Origin of the sequence: Amycolatopsis sp. NPDC049159 (assembly GCF_040648295.1) — a bacterium.
GTDB classification, from domain to species: Bacteria; Actinomycetota; Actinomycetes; order Mycobacteriales; family Pseudonocardiaceae; genus Amycolatopsis; species Amycolatopsis pretoriensis_A.
The window spans coordinates 379927-402487 of the sequence record NZ_JBEZDL010000001.1 but is presented as its reverse complement, the minus strand read 5'-3'; the positions used below and the strand labels follow the sequence as shown (position 1 = coordinate 402487).

The following is a 22561-nucleotide window of genomic DNA, read 5'->3' as shown; positions in this document are numbered from 1 at the left end:
GAGCGCATGTCCGTGAACCTTCCCGCGGCGGCGTCGTTCATGGCGACGCACGCCCGCCTCCTCGACCGCCGTCGCTTCGAACTGCTCCGGGGTCAGACCGACGTCGGTGCCGTGCTGGCCGCCGTCGACGGGTACCGCAATCCCGACGGCGGCTACGGCTGGGGCCTCGAGCCGGACTTGCGCGCGGCGGAGAGCCAGCCCGGCGGCGCGCTGCACGCCTTCGAGGTGTTCGAGGACGTCGCGCCCGGCACGTCCCCGCACGCGGCGAAGCTCTGCGACTGGCTCGCGTCGGTCGCCCTGCCCGACGGCGGCCTGCCCTTCGCCGTCCCCGTCGCGGACCCGGCGGGGTGCGCGCCGTTCTGGGCGCAGGCCGATCCGGCGGTCGCCACCCTGCAGAGCACCGCGTTCACCGCCGGCGTCGCCCTGCGCGTCGCCCGCCACGACCGTTCGGTGCGCGAACACCCGTGGCTCGCGGCCGCGACCCGATATTGCTTCCGCGCCATCCGCGAGCTTTCCGAAGCGCCGCACGCGATCGAGCTGTCGTTCGCGGTGCAGTTCGTGGACGCGGCCCACGACCTCCACCCGGAGGCGCCCGGCCTGCTGGACCACCTGGCCGCGTTCGTCCCGCCCGACGGCCTGGCCCCGGTGGCCGGCGGTTCGGACGGCGAAACCCTGCGCGCGCTGGACTTCGCACCCTTGCCGGACCGCCCGGCCCGCGCGTTGTTCAAGGACGAAGTCGTCGAGGGCGAACTGCGACGGCTCGCCGGAGAACAACAGGACGACGGTGGCTGGCGGGTCGATTTCGCGAACTATTCGCCCGCCGCGGAGCTGGAATGGCGCGGCTACGCGACCGTCCGCGCGGTGTCGGTGCTCCAGCGCAACGGCGTCCTCTGAAGATCTACACCAGCGACGACGGCGTTCACTCGGCCGTGGCACGTCGAGTCACGGCCGGTAAGCGGTTACGTGCCTTTCGGTGGCCGCGGCCGAACCCGTACTGTGACTCCAGGTACCCGGGCCGGAGGTGAAGCATGTCGTCGCGCAACTTGTTCGGCTGGTTCGCCCGCTGGGCGGACTGGTTCGAGAAGCGCGGCGTCTACGTGCCCGGCGAAGAGAGCCGCGCGGTCGACCCGATCCGGGATTTCGGCTGGCTGATGGCCGCGTGGGTGGCCGGCGTGGCGATCTTCATCCTGTTGTTCGCCGTCGCCGTTTAAGTGGCATGTGGGCAGTGATTGTCACCACCGGTGCCGTTCCGGTCACGGATTGGCCACGGGGTGGCACCAGGTGCGCGACAACCCCCCGTCGCGCCTCGTAACCACGCGCGATCACGGCCAGAGTGGAGCGGGTTCGCCCGGCAATCCCCCGTTGCCGAACGGCACCCCGAACCGCCGACTGGAGTACCCGCGATGGCGCTCGCGCGCACGTGCAAGATCATGTTCACCTCAGGACTGCTCGGCCTGGCGGTGGCGTGCGGGGTCCCGTCGACGCAGACCGGCACCGCGGCACTGGGCGTCGCGGGTTTCCCGGCGGGCGCCGGTGCCTCGGCCTCGCAGGCGGGCAACGACCTGAAGTTCGGCGCCGACCACCGGTTCGCCAGCGGCCTGGCCATCTCGGTCGGCTCCCCGAAGTCGTTCCGCCCCAGCCCGTCGGCGTACCCGCAGAGCCCGCGCGGCGCGGCGTTCGACATCCAGCTGACGAACGAAGGCGCGACGACGTACAAGCTCTCGGGCCTCACGGTCACCGCGACGTCGTCGGGCACCGCGGTCAAGCAGGTCGTGGACACGACGCAGGGCTTCACCGGCATCACCGACGCGGGCAAGGACGTGCTGCCGGGCCGGTCGGTGCTCATCACGCTGGCGTTCGCGGTCCCGCGCGAGCAGACCCAGCTGCGCCTGCAGCTGCGCCCGAGCGCGACCGAACCCGCCGCGGTCACCTACTGCGGTCCCGCGTGACGTTACCCATCCGGCCGAAAGCAGGCGGACACAAACCGGAGCCGGCCCGCTCACCGGCACCCGTTCCGCCGTGGCTGCCGGTCGGATGGGTAACAATCGGCGCAGTACGCTCGGGCCATGACCGAGCGTCTTTCCCCGGGTGACGAAGCCCCGGACTTCACCCTGCCCGACAGCGAGGGCAAGGACGTGTCCCTGCACGACTTCCGCGGCCAGTCCGTGGTGGTCTACTTCTACCCGGCGGCGAGCACCCCGGGCTGCACGAAGCAGGCCTGCGACTTCCGCGACAACCTGGCCGAGCTGAACGACGCCGGCTACCGCGTCATCGGCATTTCCCCGGACACGCAGGCGAAGCTGGCGAAGTTCGCGGAGAACGAGAAGCTGACGTTCCCGATCCTGGGCGACCCGGAGAAGTCGGTCATCGAGGCGTGGGCCGCGTACGGCGAGAAGAAGAACTACGGGAAGACGTACCTGGGCGTGATCCGCTCGACGTTCGTGGTCGACCCGGAGGGCAAGATCGCGCACGCCTGGTACAACGTCCGGGCAAGCGGCCACGTGGCGAAGCTGATCCGCGACCTCGGCCTCGCCGCCTGACGCGTTGACGAGCCTGGAGGGGCCGGCACTCAAGCTGGGCGGGCAGATCGCCTCGGCTGCGGCGAAGTCGTGGCTGCGGCGGCGGAAGGCGGGCTTCGAACGCTCCGCCGACCTGGTCGATCTGGCCGCCGGCGAGCTCAAGGGCCCGTTGGAGCGGCGCAAGCTGGAGAACCTCGTCCAGACGATCGGCACGCAGGTGGCTGAGCAACTGGAGGAGGTCCTCGCCGACCGCTTCGCGACGCTGCCGCAGAACGAGATCGATGCCGCCTTCCTCGCCGTCGACGACGCTTTGACCGGCGCGGACCTGTCCGACGAGGTCTTCCTGGCCGCAGACGCGGATCCCGAGCAGCTGGCCAGGAAGCTACGCGGCGACCTGCCGCGCGAACGCCTCCTCGCCCCGCGGGCCGCGGCGCTGTACGAGCTGGCGCTCGACCAGGCGTGCCGCCACCTCGTGCAGGTAGTCCGCCACCTGCCGTCGTTCCAACCCCGCGCGCTGGCCGAGGTCCTCGGCCGCCTCAGCCGCCAGAGCGACCAGCTCGACGAGCTGCTGGCCCGGGTACCGAAGACCAGCCTCGCGGCGCCCGAGGGCGTCGACCACGACGCCGAGTTCGAAGCGGCGTACCTGCGCCTGCTCGCCCGCGACCTCGACCGGCTGGAACTGCTCGGCCTGACCATGGACGACCAGCCGGCCCTGCCGTTGACGGTCGCATACCTGAGCTTGAGCGTCTCGCCGGAGGGCGAGCCGCGCCAGGCGGACCGGCGCATGGACGAGCTGTGGTTCGAGAAGCGCCAGAGCCGGACGGGCAGCGCGAACGTGCGCATCGAGACGGCGTTGAGCGGCACCACCCGCGTCCTGGTGCGTGGCGAGGCCGGTTCCGGCAAGACGACGCTGCTGGACTGGCTGGCGGTAACGGCGGCCCGCGGCCGGTTCACGGGCAAGCTCGAAGGCTGGAACGGCCGCGTCCCGTTCCCGATCCGGTTGCGTAGCTTCGCCGCGAAGCCGTTGCCGCGGCCGGAGGAGTTCCTCGCCCACATCGCGCCGATGCGGGCCCCACCGGACGGCTGGGCCCGCCGGGTGTTGGAGTCCGGGCGGGCGATGGTCTTGGTCGACGGCGTCGACGAGGTGGGCGCCGGCCACCGCCGCGAGGTGAAGTCGTGGCTAAGCAAGCTGTCGACGGCGTTTCCGCAAACGCTGGTCGTGGTGACGTCCCGGACCGCGGCGGCCGACCAGCGCTGGCTCGCCCAGGAGGGTTTCGGCTGCGTCCTGCTGGAGCCGATGACCGCGGACGACATCCAGGCACTGGTCGAGCGCTGGCACAAGGCAGCCTCGGCCGGCGGCACGGCCCGCGTCGATGCCGACCTCCCCTCGGTCCAACGACGGCTGCTCAACCAGCTCGACAGCCGGCCGCACCTGCGGACGCTGGCAGCGAGCCCGTTGCTGTGCGCGATGTTGTGCGCGCTGAACCTGGCGCACCGCTCGGAACTGCCGCGCGACCGGATGGACCTGTACCGCAAGGCGTTGTCGATGCTGCTGCACCTCCGCGACGCGGAGCGCCACATCGGCGTGTTGCTGACGGAGGCGCAGAAGGAAGTCCTGCTCGGCGACCTGGCTTGGCGGCTTTCGCTGGCATCGAAGGTGGAGCTGCCGAAGGAGCGGGTGCTGTCCCACGTGGCCCGGCGGCTGCCTTCGCTGCCGCATGTGGATCACACACCAGCCGAGGTCCTGGACCACTTGCTGGAGCGCAGCGGCGTCCTGCGCGAGCCGGTCCGCGACCGGGTCGATTTCGTGCACCGGACGTTCCAAGAGTGCTTGGCGGCCAACGAGGCCACCGAACAGGACCACCTGGAGACGTTGATCGCGAAGGCCCACCTAGACACGTGGTGGGAGACGTTCGTGATGGCCTGCGGCCACGGCAAGCACCACCAGGTCGGCACGTTGTTGACGGGGATCCTGGATCGGGCCGACGAGGAGCCTCGGCACGCGCGACACTTGCGGCTCTTGGCAGCGGCTTGCTTGGAGACGGTGAGCAACGCTTCGCCGGATGTCATCGCGCGGGTAGAGGCGGTGGTCCGGGAGCAGCTGGTGCCACCGCGGAGTCTGCGGGAGACGCAGTCATTGGCTTCGATCGGGCACCGGGTGCTGCGGTACCTGCCGCCGACCCTGGAGGGGCTTTCGGACGCGGTGGCAGCGGCGACGGTCCGGGCCGCGGCGCTCACCGCGGGCTCCGATGCGCTGAAGCTGTTGCACGACTACGCCCAGGATCCTCGCTCAGCGGTGCAGAAGCAGCTGACCCAAGCCTGGCAGTACTTCGACCCCGCGCGGTTCGCAGTCGAGGTCTTGGCCGACTCGCCATTGGCGAACGGCGCGATCGAGCTCGAAACCGCGCGGCTCATGCCGTATGTCGCCCACCTGAGGCACCTGAACGAGCTGAGCCTGAGCTTTCGTGGTTCGGATACACCGACCGACCTCAGCACGCTCGCTGCTCTGCCCTACTTGACTCAAATCTCATTCGACTCGAGCCACAACGACCTCCCCGTCGACCTCAGCCCACTGAGCGGACACCCCGGGCTCACCGAGGTCTCGATATACTTTGCCCACAGCTTCACCAATACCCGAAGTCTGCGCAGTCTCGATCGGTTGGGAACACTCACCCTGTTCAACAACCGCCCCTGGCGGGATCTCGATGTATTCAGCGAGCTGACCAGTCTCAAGCACCTGGGCCTCGGCGCTCTGCAGCGAATAGAAACCCTTGATCCACTGAGCACACTCGATGGCCTCGAAGCGCTCGGCCTCAAGGGGATCCAGGCAAAAACACTCGCCGACTCTGTTCCCCTCACCAAACCCACGCACATCGGTTTCTATCGCCAGAGCGGCTGGGAGGAAAACTCGCTAGCCGGTGATGCGATCGCCGGTTGTTTTCCCCGATTGACCGATCTCTACCTTTCGGGCGTGGGGATCAGCGGTCTGGACCCGCTCACCACCCTGCCGTTGCGTACCCTGTCTCTCAGCTACCTGCCCGCGCCCATCGACCTGAGTCCACTGGCCGACCTCGAGCTAACCGTCAAAGCCACCGAGACCGAGCTCCTCGGTACGGAGAAGCTCGGCCCCGGCGTCAAACTGATCTAAGCCAGCTCCCGCAGCGCCGGGAGCAGGGCTCGCAGGGCCCTGCCCCGGTGCGACAACGCGTCCTTCTCCGCCGGCTCCATCTCCGCCGACGTCCGGCTTTCGCCGTCCGGCCGGAAGATCGGGTCGTACCCGAAGCCGTTCGTCCCCCGCCGCGCGCGCACGAGCGACCCACGCCACTCGCCGCGGACCACGGTCTCCTCGCCCGAAGGCAGCACCAGCACCGCAGCACAAACGAACTGCGCCCCACGACGCTCATCCGGTACATCCCCGAGCTGCCCCAGCACCAGATCCAGGTTCGCCTCGTCGTCGCCGTGCTTGCCCGACCAGCGGGCCGAAAGCACCCCAGGCATCCCGTTCAAAGCATCGACAGCGATCCCCGAGTCGTCCGCAATGGCAGGCAACCCAGTAGCCGCAACGGCATCACGGGCCTTCGCGACAGCATTGCCCTCGAAGTCCGGAGCAGTCTCCGGCGCCTCCGGGAACGAGGGCACATCGGCGAGACCGAGCACCTCGATCCCCGAAATCCCCTCGGCCTCGAGGATCCGCCGAAGCTCCCCGAGCTTCTTGGCGTTCCGAGTGGCCAGAAGCAGCTTCGTCACTTCGACCCCTTCTTCTTGTCCGGACGCGGCTCCGGCAGCTCACCCGGGTACGGCAGGGCCAAAGCCTCGTTCTGCAACCGGGTCAGCTCTTCGCACCCCGCCAGCGCGATGTCCAGCATCTTGTCCAAAGTGGACCGGGCGAAGGTGGCCCCCTCACCCGTCCCCTGGACCTCGATCAACGTCCCGGCGTCCGTCGCCACCACGTTCATGTCGACCTCGGCGCGCGAGTCCTCCTCGTACGGCAGGTCGAGCCGCACGCGGCCGTCCACCACGCCGACGCTCACCGCCGCCACCGAGGACGACAGCGGTTGCGGGTCGTTCAGGCGGTTCGCCGCGCCCAGCCACGTGATCGCGTCCGCCAAGGCCACGTACCCGCCCGTCACCGCGGCCGTGCGGGTGCCGCCGTCGGCCTGGATGACGTCGCAGTCGATGACGATCGTGTTCTCGCCCAGCGCCGCCAGGTCGATGCAGGCGCGCAGGGAACGGCCGATCAGCCGCGAAATCTCGTGCGTGCGCCCGCCGATGCGACCCTTCACCGACTCACGGTCGCCGCGGGTGTTGGTCGCGGACGGCAGCATCGCGTATTCGGCCGTCACCCAGCCGAGGCCGGAGCCGGCGCGCCAGCGCGGGACGCCTTCGGTGACGCTCGCCGCGCACAGCACCCGCGTGTTGCCGAATTCGATCAGGACCGAACCCGCCGGCCACTGCTGGAACCCCCGGGTGATCTTGATGTCACGGAGCTGGTCGTCGTTCCTGCCATCTTTTCGAGCCACGGGAGCACTCTAGGACCGCACCGCTCACACGTCGTAGACGGCACCCTGCTTGACGACCTCGGCCCCGGCGAACTCGGCCGACGCCTCCGCGAGAACCGCGCCCGCGTCGGTCCACGGCGCGATGTGCGTCAGCAGCAGCCTGCCGACGCCGGCGTCGCGCGCCAGCTCGCCGGCCTGCTTGCCGGACAGGTGCACGCCCGCGGGCCGCTCCGCGGAATCCGTCCAGGACGCCTCCGCGAGCAGCAGGTCGACGCCGTCGGCGAGCTCGTTCAGCGCCGCGCACGGGCCGGTGTCGCCGGTGAACGCCAGGATCCGGCCGCCGTAGGAAATGCGCAGGCCGTACGCCGGGGTCGGGTGGTCGACCTCGACCGCGACGACGTCGAACGGGCCGATCCGGAACGGCTCCGGCCGCAGCGGGCGGAACGCGTAGACGTCCGAAAGGTCCGTGCTGGCCCGCTCGGTCTCGTTGGGCGCGTAGGCGTTCGCCAACCGCGTCGGAGCGTCGTGCGGTGCGTACAGCGGCAGCAGGCGCGGCCGGGCCGGGTACGGCGGCGCCGGGTGGTAGCGCCGCAGGACGGTGAGCGCGCTGACGTCCGCGCAGTGGTCGGGGTGCAGGTGCGTGAGCACCAGGGCGTCCAGGTCGAACGGGTCGGCCACGGCCTGCAGCTGCGCCAGCGTGCCGTTGCCGAGTTCGAGGCCGAGCAGGAAGCCCTCGGCTTCGAGCAGGTAACCGGACGCGGCCGCGTTCGGCCCGGGGATGCTGCCGGAGCACCCGAGGATGGTCAGTCGCACCTCGACACCCTAAGCGTCCGCCGCCCCGATCACGCGGTGGTGGGAGCGAGGACACCCGGCGCGAAGCCCATGAACCGCTGGGCGAGCCGGGCGAACGGCTCGGCCGAGCCGGTGGCCACGAACTCGTGCCGCGGCGGGGTGTCGCGCGTGGTCAGCAGGTCGAGTTCGGTGAGCACGCGGACGAGGTCCTTCGCGGTCTCCTCGGCACTCGAAACCAGCGTCACCTCCTGGCCCATCACGATCTGCAGCACGCCCTGCAGCAGCGGGTAGTGCGTGCAGCCGAGCACGAGCGTGTCGACCTGCGCGTCGAGCAGCGGCTGCAGGTAGCCCTGCGCGAGCCCGAGCACCTGGCGGCCGGAAGTGATGCCGCGCTCGACGAAGTCCACGAACCGCGGGCAGGCGACGCTGGTGAGCGTGATGGCGGGCGCCGCGGCGAACGCGTCTTCGTAGGCCCGCGACCGCACGGTGCCCTCGGTGCCGATGACGCCGACGCGGCCGGTGTGCGTCGCGACCACAGCACGGCGCGCGGCGGGCAGCACGACCTCGATCACGGGGACGTCGTAGCGCTCACGGGCGTCGCGCAGGCAGGCCGCGGACGCCGTGTTGCAGGCGATCACCAGCGCCTTCACGCCGCTCTCGACGAGTTCGTCGAGCGCCGCGAGCGCGTAGCTGCGCGCGGTGGCGATCGGGAGCGGGCCGTAGGGGTTGTGCGCCGTGTCGCCGACGTAGCGGAGCTGCTCGGCGGGGAGCTGCTCGAGGATCGCCCGCGCGACCGTCAGCCCGCCGACGCCGGAATCGAACACGCCGATCGGGGCATCAGCGGGCGGAGACGTCACGCTTCGAGGCTACCTGCTGCCGCCGGCACGGCCTTGCGCGACCGGCGGCTGGTCAGCCACGCGGCGAGGACACCGGCGAGCGCGCCGAAGACGTGACCCTGCCAGGAGACGCCGGGGTTGCCCGGCAGCAGCCCGGCCAGCATGCCGCTCCACACGCCCAGCAGGACGACGGCGACGAGGATCTGCCCGGCCGCGCGGTTGAAGATGCCGCGCACCAGCAGGTAGGCGACCCAGCCGAAAGCCAGCCCGGACGCGCCGACGGTGACCGCGTTGGCCGGCCCGATCAGCCACACCCCGAGCCCGGAGACCACCCAGATGATGGCCGTGACCAGAGCGAACCGGCCGATCCCGGCGGCCATCGCGAGGAAGGAGAACAGCAGCACCGGCACGGTGTTCGCGAACAGGTGCGACCAGCCGGCGTGCAGCACCGGCGCGAACAGCACGCCGTCCAGCCCGGACAGCTCCCGCGAATGGATGCCGCCCTGGTCCAGGTCGCCCGGCAGGATCACGTCCACCAGCTCGACCAGGTAGAGCAGCAGGGTGAACGACAGCGCGACGAGCGCGGCCGCCTTCGGTCGCGGCGGCAGCACGCGCTTGGCGGCGTCGGTTTCCGGGGCGGGGATCGGTGTGCTCACGCTTTCGAGGCTACGTCCGGGCCGGGCGGCTCCGCCTCGGGTGAAATCCCTGATCCGGCGGTTTTGTCGGTGCCCGCCGCTAGCGTGCGCGGCATGGACGTCACCGGTTACCTCGCGCGGCTCGGGCTCGATCCCGAGCCGCCGAGCCTCGCCGCCCTGAGGCGGCTGCACGCGGCGCACGTCGAACGCGTGCCCTACGAAGCGCTGGAGGTCCAGCTCGGGCGGCCGACCCCGCTCGACCCGGCGGCCTCGCTGGCGCGGATCCTGCGCGGTCGCGGCGGCTACTGCTACCACCTCAACGGCGCTTTTTCCGCGCTGCTGCACGCCCTCGGCTACCGGGTGACCCGGCACCTGGGCGGGGTGCAGGGCAGCGCGGCGGACGCGCCGAACGTCGACCGGAACCACCTGGCGCTGACGGTCACCGGGCTGCCGGACGCGCCGGAGACGGCGTGGCTGGCCGACACCGGGCTCGGCGACGGCCCGCACGAGCCGCTCCCCCTCCGGGAAGGCACCTACGTGCAGGGCCCGCACACCTACCGGCTGCGGCCGTCCGCGGTGGCGCCGGGCGGCTGGCGGTTCGAGCACGACCCCTCGGGCAGCTTCACCGGCATGGATTTCGCGCCGGGCGTCGCGGAGATGGCCGACTTCGCGGCGAAGCACGCTTGGCTGTCGAGCGCGCCGGAGTCCGGGTTCGTGCGGGTCTGCGTGCTGCAACGGCGGGACGCGGCGGGTGTGGACACCTTGCGCGCCTTGACGTTGGACCGCCACGGCGCCAAGGAGCTGATCGAGTCACCCGGCGACTGGTGGGCGGCCGCCGGTGACGTCTACGGCATCCCGGCGGCGCTGTTCACGGACGAGGAGCGCGAGCGGCTGTGGCGGCGGTGCGTCGCCCAGCACGAGGCTCACGTCGGCGGCAAGGGCAGCGAGGTGGTGCCCAGCGCGTAGTCCACCGCCGCTTCGGCGTGCAGGCGGGTCGTGGGGAAGGTCGGCACCGAGGCGTCTTCGGGGCCGACCAGCAGCTCGATCTCGGTGCAGCCGTAGATGACGCCTTCGGCACCGGCCTCGACGAGCCGCGCGATCACCGCGCGGTAGGCCTCGCGCGAGGCGGGTTCGACGACCCCGAGCACCAGCTCGTCGTAGATCACCCGGTGCACGAGGTCGCGGTCTTCGACCGTCGGCACGAGCACGTCGAGGCCGTGCGCGGCGAGGCGGTCGCGGTAGAAGGGCTGTCCCATGGTGAACCCGGTGCCGAGCAGGCCGACCCGGCGGATCCCGGCGGCCCGCACGGCCGCGGCGGTGGCGTCGGCGAGGTGCAGCAGCGGGATGCCGAGGCCGTCTTCGAGCCGGTCGGCGACCTTGTGCATGGTGTTGGTGCAGAGCACGACGAAGTCGGCACCGGCCGCTTCGAGCGCCTTGGCCGCGCGGTTCAGCTCGGCGCCGGCGTCGTCCCAGCGGCCGTCGGCCTGCATGCGCTCGACTTCGGCGAAGTCGACGGAGTAGAGCACGGTGTGCGCCGAGTGGAACCCGCCGAGCACGGTTTTCACCCGTTCGTTCACGAGCCGGTAGTACTCGCCGGAGGATTCCCAGCTCATCCCGCCCAGCAGCCCGATGACCTTCATGATGACAGCATGCCCGAACTGCGGACGGCGTTTGCCGGGGTCTCGAACGTGCTGGTCAGCGACGGTGCGTCGGCCGTGCTGGTCGACGGTTTCTTCTCGCGGCCGTCAGTGCTGAAGCTGGCGACGCGGGTGGCGCCCGACCGCGCCCGGATCGACGACGCCCTGCGCCGCCTCGGCATCACGGAGCTGGACGCCGTCCTCGTTTCGCACTCGCACGTCGACCACGCCCTGGACGCGCCGGTGGTCGCGAAGCTGACCGGCGCCACGCTGGGCGGCTCGCCGTCGACGCGGCGGATCCAGGAGGGCTACGGCCTGGCGGACGAGCCGTTCGAAGAGCTGGTTCCGGGGCAGCCGGTGGAGTTCGGGGCGTTCACCGTGACCCCCGTCGACGCCCGCCACAGCGACGGCGACCGGGTGCCCGGCGAGATCACCGGGCCGGTCCGGCCGCCGGCGAAGGCCAAGGCGTTCAAGACCGGGCGCTGCTACTCGTTCCACATCGCCCACGCGGCGGGCAGCGTCCTGGTCCACGCCTCGGCGAACTTCGTGCCCGGCGCACTGGCCGGCCACCCCGCGGACGTGGTCTACCTCGGCATCGGCGCGGCGGGGAAGAAGACCGAGGACTGGCGCGAGGAGTACTGGCGGGAGACCGTCGGCGCGGTCGGCGCCCGGACCGTCCGGCCGGTGCACTGGGACGCCTTCTGGCGGCCGCTGAGCAAGCCGTTGAAGCTCCTGCCGAAGGTCTTCGACGACCTGGGCACCACGATGGCGACGTTCGAGCGGCTGGCCGAGGCCGACGGGGTCGGCCTCGCCCTGCCCGAACTCTGGAAAGCGGAGTAGCTCAGGCCCAGAGCTGCCCGTCGAGCCGCTCCGCCGCTTCGTCCAGCGAACCGGCGTAAGCACCGGTCGAGAGGTACTTCCACCCGGCGTCGGCCACGACGAAGGCGACGTCGGCCGCTTCGCCGCGAGCCGCGGCCTTCTCGGCGACGGCGAGCGCCGCGTGCAGCACCGCGCCCGTCGAGATGCCCGCGAAGATGCCCTCGTGCTCCAGCAGCTCACGCGTCCGGCGAAGCGCGTCGTACGCGCCCACCGAGTACCGCCCGTTCAGCACGCTGGGGTCGTAGAGCTCCGGCACGAACCCCTCGTCGAGGTTGCGCAGGCCGTACACCAGCTCGCCGTAGCGCGGTTCGGCCGCGATGATCTGGACGTCCGGCTTGGCCTCGTGCAGGTACCGCCCGCAGCCGACCAGCGTGCCGGTCGTGCCGAGGCCGCCGACGAAGTGCGTCAGCGTCGGCAGGTCCTTGAGCAGCTCCGGACCGGTGCCGCGGTAGTGCGCTTCGGCGTTGGCCGGGTTGCCGTACTGGTAGAGCATCACCCAGTCCGGGTTGGCCTCGGCCAGTTCCTTCGCCCGCCGGACGGCCTCGTTCGAGCCGCCCGCGGCGGGCGAGAAGACGATCCGCGCGCCGTAGGCCTGCAGCAGCTGCTTGCGCTCGGTCGAGGTGTTCTCCGGCATGACGCAGACCAGCCCGTAGCCCTTGAGCTTGGCGGCCATGGCAAGCGCGATGCCGGTGTTGCCCGACGTCGGCTCCAGGATCGTGGAGCCGCGCCGGAGCTTGCCCTCGCGCTCGGCGGCTTGGATCATGGCCAGCGCGGGGCGGTCCTTGATCGAGCCGGTCGGGTTGCGGTCCTCCAGCTTCGCCCACAGGCGCACGTCGTGCGTGGGCGAGAGCCGGGGCAGCCCGACCAGTGGGGTGCCGCCGAGCGCGTCGAGCAGGGACTCGAAGCGAGCCATCGATCAGCCACCGGCCACGGCGGGCAGGATGGTCAGGGTGTCGCCGTCCTTGACCTCGGCCTCGAGGCCACCGGAGAAGCGCACGTCCTCGTCGTTGACGTAAACGTTGATGAAGCGGTGCAGCTTCTCCTCCTTGACCAGGCGCGCCTTGATGCCGGCGTGCCGGGACTCGACGTCGTCGATGATCTCGAGCACGGTCGCGCCCTTCGCCTCGACGGACTTCTCGCCGCCGGTGTGGGTGCGCAGGATCGTCGGGATGGAGACGGTCACGGCCATGGGTTCTTACCTCCGGTGGTTTCCTAGACGCTGACGCACTCGGCGCGGCGCTTTATTCCGGGACGTCAGTCGACGATCTCGACCGGCTCCTCGGTGATCTCGGCGTCCACGATCCGGTACGACCGGAACTCGTGCACTTCGGGGTCGCGGGTGGAGACGAGCACGTAGTGCGCGTCGGGCTCGGCCGCGATGTTCGCGTCGGTCCGCGACGGGTACGCCTCGGTCGCGGTGTGCGAGTGGTAGATGACCACCGGGACCTCGTCGTTCGCGTCCAGCTCGCGGTAGAGCTTCAGCAGGTCGGCGGAGTCGAATTCGTAGAACGTCGGCGAGCGGGCCGCGTTCAGCATGGGGATGAGCCGCTCGGGCGAATCGGACCCCTCCGGCCCGGCGATCACCCCGCACGCCTCGTCGGGGTGGTCACGGCGGGCGTGGGCGACGATCTCGTCGACGAGTTCACGGCGAATCCGGAGCACATCGACATCTTAGGTCGTGGACACGAGCGATCCATATCTTGAGATGCTGTGCTCAGGAGCACACTCGGGGCATGCCGATGCCGTCGATCGCCCGCGAACGCTGCCGCGAGTTCCTCCGGGACGGCGAGCGGATCCAGTACCTCATCCCGGGGATCTCGCTCTACGTCAACGGCGTCCGGACCCGCGCCGCCTTCTTCGTCGTGGTCACCGACCGCGGCATCACCGTCCTCTACGGCGGCCGCTTCCGGCGCTACCGGCCCAAGGCGGTCTACGACCGGCTCCCCCGCCGCACCGAGATCGGCCCGGTGGAGGTCCACCCGTCCCTCGGCCCGGTCCTCACCGTGGCGGAACTGCACCTGGAGATCGACGAGGAGTACGTCAGCGCCGTCCGCGCGGCCAACCTCGAAGGCGCCCGCGACCTGCCCCCGGACCCGCTGCCCGACCTGTGACTCAGCCGAACGCTTCCGGCCACACGTCCCGGTAGGCCGGCACCCCGCCCGCGGTCGTGGCCGCCAGCAGGCCGCGCACCATCGCCCGCGCGAACACCCGCGCCGCCGCCGAGCACAGCGCGTCCAACGCCGCCGGGCGGGCCGCCGCGCCGAACGGGCCGCTCGCGTCCGGGAGCTCGTGCTCGCCCGTGGCCAGCGCGAACACCGTGTCGCCGTCGAACATCGTGTGCGCCGGGCGCACGGCCCGCGCCAGCCCGTCCTGGGCCGCGACCGCGATCCGCCGGGCCTCGGCCTTCGCCAGCGCCGCGTCCACCGCGACCACGCCGATCGTCGTGTTCAGGTCGGTCCGGCGAGACGGCAGCGAAGCGGCCCGCGAAGGCCACGTCACGCCGAAGTCCCCGTGGTCGGCCGCGTAGGCCCGGCCCGTCGAGAGGTCCACCGCCTCGCCCGCCGCGTTGACCGCCGCCAGCGCCCCGACGGTGAATTCGCCGACGACCTCGCTCGCCGAGCCGATCCCGCCCTTCAACGACCCCACGGCGGCCCCCGCACCCGCACCGACCGTCCCCTCCGCGAACGAAGGAGCGGCAGCCGAGCATGCTTCGTACCCGAAGGACGCGTCCGGCCGGTTGCCCCACTCGCTGCGCGGCAGGTCGAACAGCACCGCCGCGGGCACGATCGGCACCACCTCGTGCGGCTGCGCACCGACCGGGAAGCCCAGGTTCCGCTCCGCGAGCCACCGCATCACGCCGTCCGCCGCGGCCAGGCCGTACGCCGACCCGCCCGACAGGCACACCGCGTTGACCCGCTGCACCAGGTTCTCCGGCTCCAGCAGGTTCGTCTCCCGCGTGCCGGGCGCGCCCCCGCGCTGGTCGACGGCCCCGACCGCGCCGCCGGGCACCAGCACCACCGTCGTCCCGGTGGCCCAGCCGTCGCCGACCCGCTCGTGGTGCCCGACCAGCACGCCGGGGACGTCGGTGATCATCCCGTCAGCGCCTGGATCAGCGTCTCCTGCACCCAGGTCAGCCAGTGGTAGACGCCCAGGTGCGGCGCCCGCGGGTCGTCCTCGGGCAGCTCGTCGGGCATGTCTTCGGTGACGTCGAGCGCCGTGCCCAGCGCCAGCCGGACGTCGTTGAGCGCGCCCAGCCAGGCGTCGGCCTGCTCTTCGGTGAGCCGGACGTGGCCACCGTCGCGGGGCAGCGTGTCGAGCACGATCTTCGCCACACCGACCTTGATGTCCAGCAGCTCCGGTTCGTGCAGCGAGCGCATCGCCGACGCCGAGTCGAGGTCTTCGCGGGTCGGGTTGTCCGGGTCGAGCTTGTGGAAGTCCGGGAGCAGCCGCGAGAGCACCGGGTCGTCCGGGGACTCGCTGGGCCCGGTCCGGATGCCGGTCAGCTCGGCGAGCTCGTCCTGCGGCGCCTCCTCGGCGCGCGCGGTGAGCATGTCTTCGAGCTGGCTGACGAGCCCGCGCAGGACGGCCGCCTCCTGCTGCTCGAACCCGGCGTGGATGACCGCGCCCTTGCGCCGCCAGCCGTTCACGAGGTCTGCTCCATGGTGGCCCACAGGCCGGCGGCGTGGAGTTTCGCCACGTCCGTCTCCACCTTCTCCTTGCTGCCGGACGACACGATCGCCTTGCCCTTCTGGTGCACGTCGAGCATCAGCTTGGTGGCGTGGTCGCGGCTGTAGCCGAACAGCTTCTGGAAGACGTACGTCACGTACGACATCAGGTTCACCGGGTCGTTCCAGACCACGGTCCGCCAGGGGGTGTCCGGCTCGGCGACTTCGGCGCCGGCCGGCTCGACCTGCGTCTGTTCGGATGCGACAGGCGTGGACATGCACCCCATGGTGTCACGGGGGTCACGGGGTACGCCGCGCCAGGTCCGGCCATGTGGGTGAATAGGCTGACCCCATGGGTTCACCGGAGCCGGTCACGGCCAGCACTGCGCTGCTCACCGACCACTACGAGCTGACCATGCTGGGCAGCGCGCTCGCCGACGGGACGGCCGAGCGGCCCTGCGTGTTCGAGGTCTTCGCGAGGAGGCTGCCGGCCGGGCGGCGCTACGGCGTCGTCGCGGGCACCGCGCGCGTGCTCGACGCGATCGCGGACTTCCGCTTCACCGACGCCGAACTGGCGCAGCTGGAAGCGACCGCGGTCGTTGACGACACGACGCTGTCCTGGCTCGCCGGCTACGAGTTCTCGGGTGACCTCGACGGCTACGCCGAGGGCGAACTGTACTTCCCGGGCTCGCCGATCCTGACCGTCACCGGCTCGTTCGCCGAGTGCGTGCTGCTGGAGACGCTGGTCCTGTCGATCCTCAACCACGACAGCGCGATCGCGTCGGCGGCGGCCCGGATGTCCGGCGCCGCGCACGGCCGCCCGATCATCGAGATGGGCGGGCGCCGGACGCACGAGTACGCGGCGGTCGCGGCCGCGCGCGCCGCGTACCTGGCGGGCTTCGCGACGACGTCCAACCTCGAGGCAGGCCGCCGCTACGGCATCCCGACGCGCGGCACCGTCGCGCACGCCTTCATGCTGCTGCACGACAGCGAGGAAGCGGCCTTCCGCGCCCAGGTCGGGAAGATGGGCGCGGACACGACGCTGCTGGTCGACACCTACGACATCACCGCCGGCATCGAGACGGCGGTCCGCGTCGCCGGCCCGGAGCTCGGCGCGATCCGGATCGACTCCGGCGACGTCGGCCCGCTCGCCCGCCGCGCCCGCGAGCAGCTGGACGCCCTCGGCGCGAAGGACACCCGGATCGTCGTCTCCGGCGACCTCGACGAGCACGCCATCGCGGCGTTGCGCGCGGAGCCGGTGGACGCGTACGGCGTCGGCACCTCGGTGGTCACCGGGTCCGGCGCGCCGACCGCCGGCATGGTCTACAAGCTGGTCGAGGTGGACGGCAAGCCGGTCGCCAAGCGCAGCGCGCACAAGGAGTCCCGCGGCGGCCGCAAGTCCGCGCTGCGGCGCCACCGCGGCACCGGCACGGCGGTCGAGGAGGTCGTCTGGACCACGGCGGCGACCGCGCCGGCTCCCGAGGCCAACGACCGGCCGCTGCAGATCCCGCTGATCCGCGCTGGCCGCACGGAGGCCGACCTGCCTACGCTCGACGATGCCAGGCAACGGCTGCGCCGCGGCCTGGTCAGCCTGCCGTGGGAGGGCCTCAAGCTCTCGCACGGCGAGCCCGCCATCCCGACACAGTTTTTGTGAAGACACTGTCTCTGAAACGGAGTCCGACATGGGGACCGCGCTGATCGTGGTGGACGTGCAGAACGACTTCTGCGAAGGGGGTTCGCTCGGTCTGCCGGGCGGGGCCGCCGCGGCCGCCGGCATCTCGAAGCAGGCCGCCGAGGGCGGGTACAGCCACGTGGTGGCCACCCGGGACAACCACATCGACCCGGGCGACCACTTCAGCGAGACACCCGACTTCAAGGACAGCTGGCCGGTGCACTGCGTCGCCGGCACGCCGGGTGCGTCGTTCCACGCCGCGCTCGACGTCGTCCCGATCGGCGAGGTGTTCTCGAAGGGCGAGTACAGCGCCGCCTACTCCGGCTTCGAGGGCGCGGCCCGCGACGGGAAGTCCCTGGAGGCGTGGCTGCGCGAGCACGACGTCACCGACGTCGACGTCGTCGGCATCGCGACGGACTTCTGCGTCCGCGCGACGGCGCTCGACGCGGCGAAGGCGGGCTTCGGCGTGCGGGTGCTGCTGGACCTGACGGTCGGCGGCTCGCAGCCGACCGTCGACGCGACGCTGAAGGACTTCGACGAGGCGGGCGTCTCCTACACGGGCACCGCCGCGGTGCCGCCGGCCTCGTGAAGGACCTGCGGGCCGCGCTGGCGGAACACCGGCTCGTCGCGATCCTGCGCGCTTCGGACGCGTCGCGGTTCGCCGACGCGGCGATGGTGCTGCACGCGGCGGGCGTCCGCCTGCTCGAAGCGACGCTGACGACGCCGGGCGCACCCGCGGCGATCACCGCGCTGCGCCTGGCCCTCGGCGAAGACGCGCTGATCGGCGCGGGCAGCGTCCGCGAACCGTCCGATGTGGACACCGCGGTCGACGCCGGCGCGGCGTACCTGATCACCCCGACGGTCAACCCGGCGGTGCTGGAACGCGCCGCCGAGCTGGCCACCCCGGTGGTCTGCGGCGCGCTCACGCCGACCGAGATCGACCAGGCGTGGCGCCTCGGCGCGGCCGCGGTGAAGGTGTTCCCGATCGCGGCCGCCGGCGGCGTCGCGTACCTGCGCGCGGTCCGGGCACCGCTGCCGGACGTCCCGCTGGTCCCGACCGGCGGCGTCCACCTGGCCGACGTCGAGTCCTACCTGCGCTCGGGCGCGATCGCGGTCGCGGCGGCGACCCCGCTGCTGGGCGACGCGCTCAGCCCGGGCGGCAGCCTCCCGGACCTGGCCACCCGCGCGGGCGAGTTCGTCGCAGCCGCCTCCCGCTTCACTACGGTCCAGCCGCCACTTTCCCAGGGAAAGATGCGTCTCGGCGCGCCGAACTCGCATCTTTCGTAATGAAAGTGGCGCGCTACTTCTTCCCGTACGGGTCGCAGGCCGCCGTGCCCAGGTAGATGTCGCCGCTGGCCGGGCCGCCCTGCGGGAACAGCTCGATGTGCACCGCGTGCGTCACCAGGCTGCCGTCCGGCGGCTGGGGCGTCACGGTCTCGTTGAGGACCACCGTCGCCAGCGCGGTGCCCGCGGCCCCGCCGGGGATGACGATCCGGTGGTTCGGCGGGATCTGCGCGGGCACCGTGATCCCCTGGACGGCGCCGATGGACACCTCGCCGCCGCTGCCGGTCTCGCTCGTCGCGCACTTCGCGGAGAAGGTGCGCACGGTGATCACCGGGCCGCCGTAGCGCTTGAGCACGGTGGCCTCGAACCGGTGCCCGGACGCCTGCGCGACCGAGACGGCCCCCGAGCGCCCGCAGCCGGACTCGCCCATCCCGAACGCGGCGACGTCGCCCGTCGCGCCACCCTGCGTCCGCGCGCTGTACGGCCCGTCCACGGTGCACTTCGCCAGCTCACCGGTGACGACGTGCTCGTTGTCGATGGTCACGTCCAGCGAGCCGGAAGACGCCCATCCGGTGGACGTCCCGGGTGCCGCGGCGGCCAGGAGCGGCGCGGTCAGCGTCGTCACCGCCAGCAACCGGACTGTCCTCTTCCTGGCGTTTCGCATGCACCGGCCTCCTCGGTCACGTGACAGTTCGTAGTTACCCCTCTCGTCATCGGCAGGCCCGGTGGCGCACCTGATCGGGTCCACCCGGACGGGTGGCCGGTGAGGAACGCAACTTCGCGGGTTTTGCGGCGGTAACGAGCGTTAACCTCGATCGACTTGCTCACCCAGGGAGGTTTCGTGTCTTCGCTGTCCTTCGCCGGCAAGCGGCCCGTGCTGGCCGACCTCGTCCCCGGCTCGCTCGTCCGGGACATCGCGCTGGTCGCCGGCGGTGCCGTGCTCACCGGCGCCGCCGCGCAGCTGACCATCCCGGTGCCGGGCAGCCCGGTGCCGATGACCGGCCAGACGTTCGCCGCGCTGCTCGTCGGCGCGTCGCTCGGCATGTCGCGCGGTGCCGCGTCGATGCTGGTTTACCTGCTGGTCGGCGCCGTCGGCGTGCCGTGGTTCCAGCACGGCACCGCGGGCCTGTCCGGCGCGAGCGCCGGCTACATCGTCGGGTTCGTCTTCGCCGGCGCGCTGGTCGGCGCCCTCGCCGGCCGCGGCGGCGACCGGACGCCGGTGCGCACCGCGGGCACGATGGTGCTCGGCAACCTCGTGATCTACGCCTTCGGCGTGCCGTGGCTGATGGCGTCGACCGGGTTCGACCTGTCGACGGCGTTCGCCAAGGGCGTCACGCCGTTCCTCGTCGGGGACGCGATCAAGATCGTCGTGGCGGCGGGTCTGCTGCCGCTCACCTGGAAGCTCGTCTCGGGCCGCAAGCAGGACTGACGCTCTCGGTGATCCGGCGCGAGCGGCCCGTTCGCGACGGATCACCGATCCTGTCGGTCCCGGCGGCTAATGTGTGTCGCTGTGCCCGCCCGAACTGATTTCCCCGGCGTCCTCGAACTCCTCACCCACGCGGTGGAGTCCGTCGGTGGTGCCGAACGCCCAGGGCAGGTCGAAATGGCCGACGCCGTCGGGCGTGCCATCCGCACCGGCGAGCACCTGGCCGTGCAGGCGGGCACCGGCACCGGCAAGTCGCTGGCGTACCTCGTCCCCGCGATCCGCCACGCCGTCCAGAAGGAGGCCACGGTCGTGGTCTCGACGGCGACGATCGCGCTGCAGCGCCAGCTGGTCGACCGCGACCTCCCGCGCCTGGCGAAGGCGCTGAAGAAGCCGCTGGGCCGCGAACCGACCTTCGCGATCCTCAAGGGCCGCCGCAACTACATGTGCCTGCACCGGCTGGATTCCGGCGCGCCGGACGAGCCGGAGGACGCCCAGCTCTTCGACCCGTTCGCGGTGTCGCGCCTCGGCAAGGAGGTCACGCGGCTGCGGGAATGGGCGTCGGACACCGAAACCGGCGACCGCGACGAGCTCGTCCCCGGCGTCACCGACCAGGCGTGGCGCCAGGTTTCCGTGACGGCGAAGGAATGTCTCGGCGCTTCGCGCTGCCCGATCGGCACGGACTGCTTCGCCGAGAAGGCCCGCGCCGAGGCCGGCCGCGCCGACGTCATCGTGACCAACCACGCGCTGCTGGCGATCGACGCCCTGCAGGGCTACCAGGTGCTGCCGGACCACGACGTGGTGATCATCGACGAGGCCCACGACCTGGTCGACCGGGTCACCTCGGTCGCCACCGGCGAGCTGACCAGCGCGATGTGCGCGTCGGCCGCGCGCCGCTGCGGCAAGCTGATCGACGCCGACGTCGCCGACGGCCTGCTGGAGGCGGGTGACGGGCTGGCGCTGATCGTGGACGACCTGCCCGCGGGCCGGCTGGACGAGCTGCCGCGGCCGCTCCAAGGCGCGATCCCGGCGATCCGCGACGCCGCGCACGCGTGCATCACCGCGCTCGGCTCCGACCGCAAGGAGGACGTCGAGGGGGCGACGGCGCGCAAGCTGGCGCGCTCGCTGCTCGACGAAGTGCACGACACCGCGGTCCGGCTCCTGGAGGCGTTCGACGACGACCAGGCGCACCAGCGCGACGTCGTCTGGCTGTCCGGCGACAAGTTCTCCTCCAACCCGCGGCCGCCGGCGCTGAAGGTGGCGCCGCTCGGCGTCGCCGGCCTGCTGCGCGAGCGCGTGTTCAACCAGCACACGACGATCCTGACGTCGGCGACGCTCACCCTCGGCGGCACGTTCGACACCATGGCGCGCCAGTGGGGTCTCCCGCCGGCCGCGGCCCGCGTCGAGCAGGCGCTGGGGGCCGCGACGGAGAAGGAAGTGCCGTCGGACGCCGACAAGGGCCCCAAGTGGACCGGGCTGGACGTCGGCTCGCCGTTCGACCACAAGCGCAACGGCATCCTCTACCTGGCCAAGCACCTCCCGCCGCCGGGCCGTGACGGCCTCGCGTCGTCCACAATGGACGAACTGGCGGAGCTGATCGAAGCCGCGGGCGGCCGCACGCTGGGCCTGTTCTCCTCGATGCGCGCCGCCAAGCAGGCCACCGAGGAGATGCGCGGGCGGCTCGACTTCCCGATCCTCTGCCAGGGCGAGGATTCGACGTCGCTGCTGGTCCAGAAGTTCTCCGAGGACGTCCGCACGTGCCTGTTCGGCACGCTGTCCCTGTGGCAGGGCGTCGACGTGCCGGGGCCGTCGCTGCAGCTCGTGGTCGTCGACCGGATCCCGTTCCCGCGCCCGGACGACCCGGTGTCCTCGGCCCGCCAGCGCGCGGTGGAAGCCCGCGGCGGCAACGGGTTCCTCACCGTGGCGGCCACGCACGCGGCGCTGCTGCTGGCGCAGGGCACCGGCCGCCTGCACCGCTCGGTCACCGACCGCGGGGTGGTCGCGGTGCTGGATTCGCGGCTGGCGAACGCCCGCTACGGCGGATTCCTCCGTGCGTCGCTGCCGCCGTTCTGGCCGACGATGGACCCGAAGGTGGTGCGCGAGGCCCTGCGCCGGCTCGACGCAGCCGCGCCCGCGTGACGCGGTCCACAGGACCGACCGGTACGGTGAAGCAACCCCGGTACCAATCCGGCCAAAAGCAGGCCGCCCCCCACGCGGGACGTAACCGCCGCTACGGAAGTCATGCGGCCGTGGCTGTGGTCGGATTGGTACCAGCGGCACAGCAACAAGGGAGCACCGGTTGACCCAGGATTCGTCCAGCGCACAGTCCCGGACCGTCAGTGTCGACGACACCGGCGTGCGGCGGCGTCTCGCGGACGGCAGCGAAGAAGCTGTCACGTGGGCCGGCCTGTCGTCGGTGATGGTCCGCGTGATCCCCGACGGCCCGTGGAACGAAGACGTGTTCTTCATGCTGGTCGACACCGAAGGCAAGGGCACCGCGGTCCCGAGCGGCGACCCGGCGGCCGACGCCCTGATCGAGCGCCTCCAGGCCTTGCCGGGCTTCGACAACGAGAAGTTCATCGAGGCCATGACGACGGACGCCGACCAGGCCTACGTCGTCTGGGAATCCACCCAGAACTGACGCGACCCCCGCGTAACAGATCCACCACCCCCGTCGACTGCGAAGGCGATCAGCTCTTCGGCACGGCTTTCGCGGTGGC

The 22561-nt window shown here is 71.6% G+C and carries 27 protein-coding genes; 14 read left to right on the top strand and 13 right to left on the bottom strand.

The features are described 5' to 3' along the window. The first annotated feature begins 6 nt into the window (after window positions 1-6). From AB0B33_RS01930 to AB0B33_RS01910, 5 genes are all read left to right on the top strand, one after another. A complete protein-coding gene (locus AB0B33_RS01930) occupies window positions 7-894 on the top strand; it encodes a hypothetical protein (RefSeq protein ID WP_360765602.1) in 888 nt (295 codons plus the stop codon). Between the two features lie 134 nt (window positions 895-1028). After that, window positions 1029-1211, top strand: a complete 183-nt coding sequence (locus AB0B33_RS01925; RefSeq protein WP_247019272.1) for a hypothetical protein — start codon at window positions 1029-1031, stop codon at window positions 1209-1211. Between the two features lie 192 nt (window positions 1212-1403). Further along, on the top strand, window positions 1404-1949 hold the full coding sequence (locus AB0B33_RS01920; RefSeq protein WP_360765599.1) for a hypothetical protein: 546 nt from the start codon (window positions 1404-1406) through the stop codon (window positions 1947-1949). A 117-nt stretch (window positions 1950-2066) separates the two neighbouring features. Beyond that, entirely contained in the window at window positions 2067-2540 is a 474-nt protein-coding gene (bcp, locus tag AB0B33_RS01915) for a thioredoxin-dependent thiol peroxidase (RefSeq protein WP_247019270.1), read from the top strand. Between the two features lie 4 nt (window positions 2541-2544). Continuing rightward, the gene (locus tag AB0B33_RS01910; RefSeq protein ID WP_360765594.1) at window positions 2545-5667 is read left to right on the top strand and encodes an NACHT domain-containing protein; all 3123 of its coding nucleotides are present in this window, start codon (window positions 2545-2547) and stop codon (window positions 5665-5667) included. Here the strand turns inward: AB0B33_RS01910 and rdgB are convergent. Genes rdgB through AB0B33_RS01885 form a run of 5 tightly spaced genes read right to left on the bottom strand, consistent with a single transcriptional unit; the run spans window position 5664 to window position 9302 of the window. Then, the gene (gene rdgB / locus AB0B33_RS01905) at window positions 5664-6266 is read right to left on the bottom strand and encodes an RdgB/HAM1 family non-canonical purine NTP pyrophosphatase (RefSeq protein ID WP_360765592.1); all 603 of its coding nucleotides are present in this window, start codon (window positions 6264-6266) and stop codon (window positions 5664-5666) included. The two genes, AB0B33_RS01910 and rdgB, sit on opposite strands and share 4 nt — an antisense overlap. Next, complete coding sequence (gene rph, locus AB0B33_RS01900; protein WP_160694094.1) at window positions 6263-7039, bottom strand: ribonuclease PH; 777 nt, start codon at window positions 7037-7039, stop codon at window positions 6263-6265. The genes rdgB and rph overlap by 4 nt, the downstream gene beginning before the upstream one ends. A gap of 24 nt (window positions 7040-7063) precedes the next feature. Beyond that, window positions 7064-7831, bottom strand: coding sequence for an MBL fold metallo-hydrolase (locus AB0B33_RS01895; protein ID WP_247019268.1), 768 nt, complete (start codon window positions 7829-7831; stop codon window positions 7064-7066). A gap of 29 nt (window positions 7832-7860) precedes the next feature. After that, the gene (murI, locus tag AB0B33_RS01890) at window positions 7861-8667 is read right to left on the bottom strand and encodes a glutamate racemase (RefSeq protein ID WP_247019266.1); all 807 of its coding nucleotides are present in this window, start codon (window positions 8665-8667) and stop codon (window positions 7861-7863) included. Beyond that, a complete protein-coding gene (locus AB0B33_RS01885; protein WP_360765589.1) occupies window positions 8664-9302 on the bottom strand; it encodes a rhomboid family intramembrane serine protease in 639 nt (212 codons plus the stop codon). The genes murI and AB0B33_RS01885 overlap by 4 nt, the downstream gene beginning before the upstream one ends. An 84-nt stretch (window positions 9303-9386) precedes the next feature. On the opposite strand from AB0B33_RS01885, the gene AB0B33_RS01880 reads away from it, so the two are divergent. Further along, window positions 9387-10247: an arylamine N-acetyltransferase gene (locus AB0B33_RS01880; protein ID WP_247025537.1), complete on the top strand. Its 861-nt coding sequence runs from the start codon at window positions 9387-9389 to the stop codon at window positions 10245-10247. Here the strand turns inward: AB0B33_RS01880 and AB0B33_RS01875 are convergent. Continuing rightward, window positions 10205-10921: an aspartate/glutamate racemase family protein gene (locus AB0B33_RS01875; protein ID WP_360765586.1), complete on the bottom strand. Its 717-nt coding sequence runs from the start codon at window positions 10919-10921 to the stop codon at window positions 10205-10207. The two genes, AB0B33_RS01880 and AB0B33_RS01875, sit on opposite strands and share 43 nt — an antisense overlap. A 9-nt stretch (window positions 10922-10930) precedes the next feature. Between AB0B33_RS01875 and AB0B33_RS01870 the strand changes: the two genes are divergently transcribed. Next, window positions 10931-11758, top strand: a complete 828-nt coding sequence (locus tag AB0B33_RS01870) for an MBL fold metallo-hydrolase (RefSeq protein WP_360765583.1) — start codon at window positions 10931-10933, stop codon at window positions 11756-11758. A 1-nt stretch (window position 11759) separates the two neighbouring features. Here AB0B33_RS01870 and AB0B33_RS01865 read toward each other — a convergent pair whose 3' ends face one another. From AB0B33_RS01865 to AB0B33_RS01855, 3 genes are all read right to left on the bottom strand, one after another. Further along, window positions 11760-12710, bottom strand: coding sequence for a cysteine synthase (locus AB0B33_RS01865; protein WP_360765580.1), 951 nt, complete (start codon window positions 12708-12710; stop codon window positions 11760-11762). 3 nt (window positions 12711-12713) lie between these two features. Next, window positions 12714-12986 carry a MoaD/ThiS family protein gene (locus tag AB0B33_RS01860; protein WP_020640924.1) on the bottom strand — a complete coding sequence of 91 codons (273 nt, stop codon included), beginning with the start codon at window positions 12984-12986 and terminating at the stop codon, window positions 12714-12716. Between the two features lie 65 nt (window positions 12987-13051). Further along, window positions 13052-13459 carry a M67 family metallopeptidase gene (locus tag AB0B33_RS01855; protein WP_247019256.1) on the bottom strand — a complete coding sequence of 136 codons (408 nt, stop codon included), beginning with the start codon at window positions 13457-13459 and terminating at the stop codon, window positions 13052-13054. Window positions 13460-13530: 71 nt separating this feature from the next. Between AB0B33_RS01855 and AB0B33_RS01850 the strand changes: the two genes are divergently transcribed. Further along, window positions 13531-13908 (top strand): hypothetical protein, encoded by a 378-nt coding sequence (locus AB0B33_RS01850; protein ID WP_360765577.1) that lies wholly within the window; start codon window positions 13531-13533, stop codon window positions 13906-13908. 1 nt (window position 13909) lies between these two features. Here the strand turns inward: AB0B33_RS01850 and AB0B33_RS01845 are convergent, their stop codons facing one another. Genes AB0B33_RS01845 through clpS form a run of 3 tightly spaced genes read right to left on the bottom strand, consistent with a single transcriptional unit; the run spans window position 13910 to window position 15740 of the window. After that, window positions 13910-14890, bottom strand: a complete 981-nt coding sequence (locus AB0B33_RS01845) for a P1 family peptidase (protein ID WP_360765574.1) — start codon at window positions 14888-14890, stop codon at window positions 13910-13912. Continuing rightward, window positions 14887-15444, bottom strand: a complete 558-nt coding sequence (locus AB0B33_RS01840) for a DUF2017 domain-containing protein (protein ID WP_360765571.1) — start codon at window positions 15442-15444, stop codon at window positions 14887-14889. The genes AB0B33_RS01845 and AB0B33_RS01840 overlap by 4 nt, the downstream gene beginning before the upstream one ends. Then, a complete protein-coding gene (clpS, locus tag AB0B33_RS01835; protein ID WP_360765569.1) occupies window positions 15441-15740 on the bottom strand; it encodes an ATP-dependent Clp protease adapter ClpS in 300 nt (99 codons plus the stop codon). Before clpS ends, AB0B33_RS01840 begins: the two co-directional genes overlap by 4 nt. Before the next feature lie 74 nt (window positions 15741-15814). Between clpS and AB0B33_RS01830 the strand changes: the two genes are divergently transcribed. From AB0B33_RS01830 to AB0B33_RS01820, 3 genes are read left to right on the top strand one after another with little or no spacing between them, the layout of a single operon-like run. Next, entirely contained in the window at window positions 15815-17116 is a 1302-nt protein-coding gene (locus AB0B33_RS01830; protein WP_360765566.1) for a nicotinate phosphoribosyltransferase, read from the top strand. A gap of 28 nt (window positions 17117-17144) precedes the next feature. Beyond that, window positions 17145-17723: an isochorismatase family protein gene (locus tag AB0B33_RS01825; protein ID WP_247019244.1), complete on the top strand. Its 579-nt coding sequence runs from the start codon at window positions 17145-17147 to the stop codon at window positions 17721-17723. After that, window positions 17720-18421, top strand: a complete 702-nt coding sequence (locus AB0B33_RS01820; RefSeq protein ID WP_360765562.1) for a bifunctional 4-hydroxy-2-oxoglutarate aldolase/2-dehydro-3-deoxy-phosphogluconate aldolase — start codon at window positions 17720-17722, stop codon at window positions 18419-18421. The genes AB0B33_RS01825 and AB0B33_RS01820 overlap by 4 nt, the downstream gene beginning before the upstream one ends. 13 nt (window positions 18422-18434) lie before the next feature. On the opposite strand, the gene AB0B33_RS01815 is transcribed toward AB0B33_RS01820, so the two are convergent. Continuing rightward, window positions 18435-19052: a choice-of-anchor P family protein gene (locus AB0B33_RS01815; RefSeq protein WP_360766208.1), complete on the bottom strand. Its 618-nt coding sequence runs from the start codon at window positions 19050-19052 to the stop codon at window positions 18435-18437. 207 nt (window positions 19053-19259) lie between these two features. Between AB0B33_RS01815 and AB0B33_RS01810 the strand changes: the two genes are divergently transcribed. From AB0B33_RS01810 to AB0B33_RS01800, 3 genes are all read left to right on the top strand, one after another. Continuing rightward, complete coding sequence (locus tag AB0B33_RS01810) at window positions 19260-19847, top strand: biotin transporter BioY (protein WP_247019239.1); 588 nt, start codon at window positions 19260-19262, stop codon at window positions 19845-19847. An 81-nt stretch (window positions 19848-19928) separates the two neighbouring features. Beyond that, on the top strand, window positions 19929-21980 hold the full coding sequence (locus AB0B33_RS01805; protein WP_360765559.1) for an ATP-dependent DNA helicase: 2052 nt from the start codon (window positions 19929-19931) through the stop codon (window positions 21978-21980). Window positions 21981-22140: 160 nt separating this feature from the next. After that, a complete protein-coding gene (locus AB0B33_RS01800) occupies window positions 22141-22482 on the top strand; it encodes a hypothetical protein (protein ID WP_247019234.1) in 342 nt (113 codons plus the stop codon). Window positions 22483-22561: the final 79 nt, after the last annotated feature.

Coding starts and splice junctions, on each gene's coding strand:
- AB0B33_RS01870 (WP_360765583.1), top strand. CDS start 10,931: ATGCCCGAACTGCGGACGGCGTTTGCCGGGGTCTCGAACGTGCTGGTC.
- AB0B33_RS01930 (WP_360765602.1), top strand. CDS start 7: ATGTCCGTGAACCTTCCCGCGGCGGCGTCGTTCATGGCGACGCACGCC.
- AB0B33_RS01830 (WP_360765566.1), top strand. CDS start 15,815: ATGGGTTCACCGGAGCCGGTCACGGCCAGCACTGCGCTGCTCACCGAC.
- AB0B33_RS01860 (WP_020640924.1), bottom strand. CDS start 12,986: ATGGCCGTGACCGTCTCCATCCCGACGATCCTGCGCACCCACACCGGC.
- AB0B33_RS01920 (WP_360765599.1), top strand. CDS start 1,404: ATGGCGCTCGCGCGCACGTGCAAGATCATGTTCACCTCAGGACTGCTC.
- AB0B33_RS01875 (WP_360765586.1), bottom strand. CDS start 10,921: ATGAAGGTCATCGGGCTGCTGGGCGGGATGAGCTGGGAATCCTCCGGC.
- clpS (WP_360765569.1), bottom strand. CDS start 15,740: ATGTCCACGCCTGTCGCATCCGAACAGACGCAGGTCGAGCCGGCCGGC.
- AB0B33_RS01825 (WP_247019244.1), top strand. CDS start 17,145: ATGGGGACCGCGCTGATCGTGGTGGACGTGCAGAACGACTTCTGCGAA.
- bcp (WP_247019270.1), top strand. CDS start 2,067: ATGACCGAGCGTCTTTCCCCGGGTGACGAAGCCCCGGACTTCACCCTG.
- AB0B33_RS01865 (WP_360765580.1), bottom strand. CDS start 12,710: ATGGCTCGCTTCGAGTCCCTGCTCGACGCGCTCGGCGGCACCCCACTG.
- AB0B33_RS01850 (WP_360765577.1), top strand. CDS start 13,531: ATGCCGATGCCGTCGATCGCCCGCGAACGCTGCCGCGAGTTCCTCCGG.
- AB0B33_RS01845 (WP_360765574.1), bottom strand. CDS start 14,890: ATGATCACCGACGTCCCCGGCGTGCTGGTCGGGCACCACGAGCGGGTC.
- AB0B33_RS01925 (WP_247019272.1), top strand. CDS start 1,029: ATGTCGTCGCGCAACTTGTTCGGCTGGTTCGCCCGCTGGGCGGACTGG.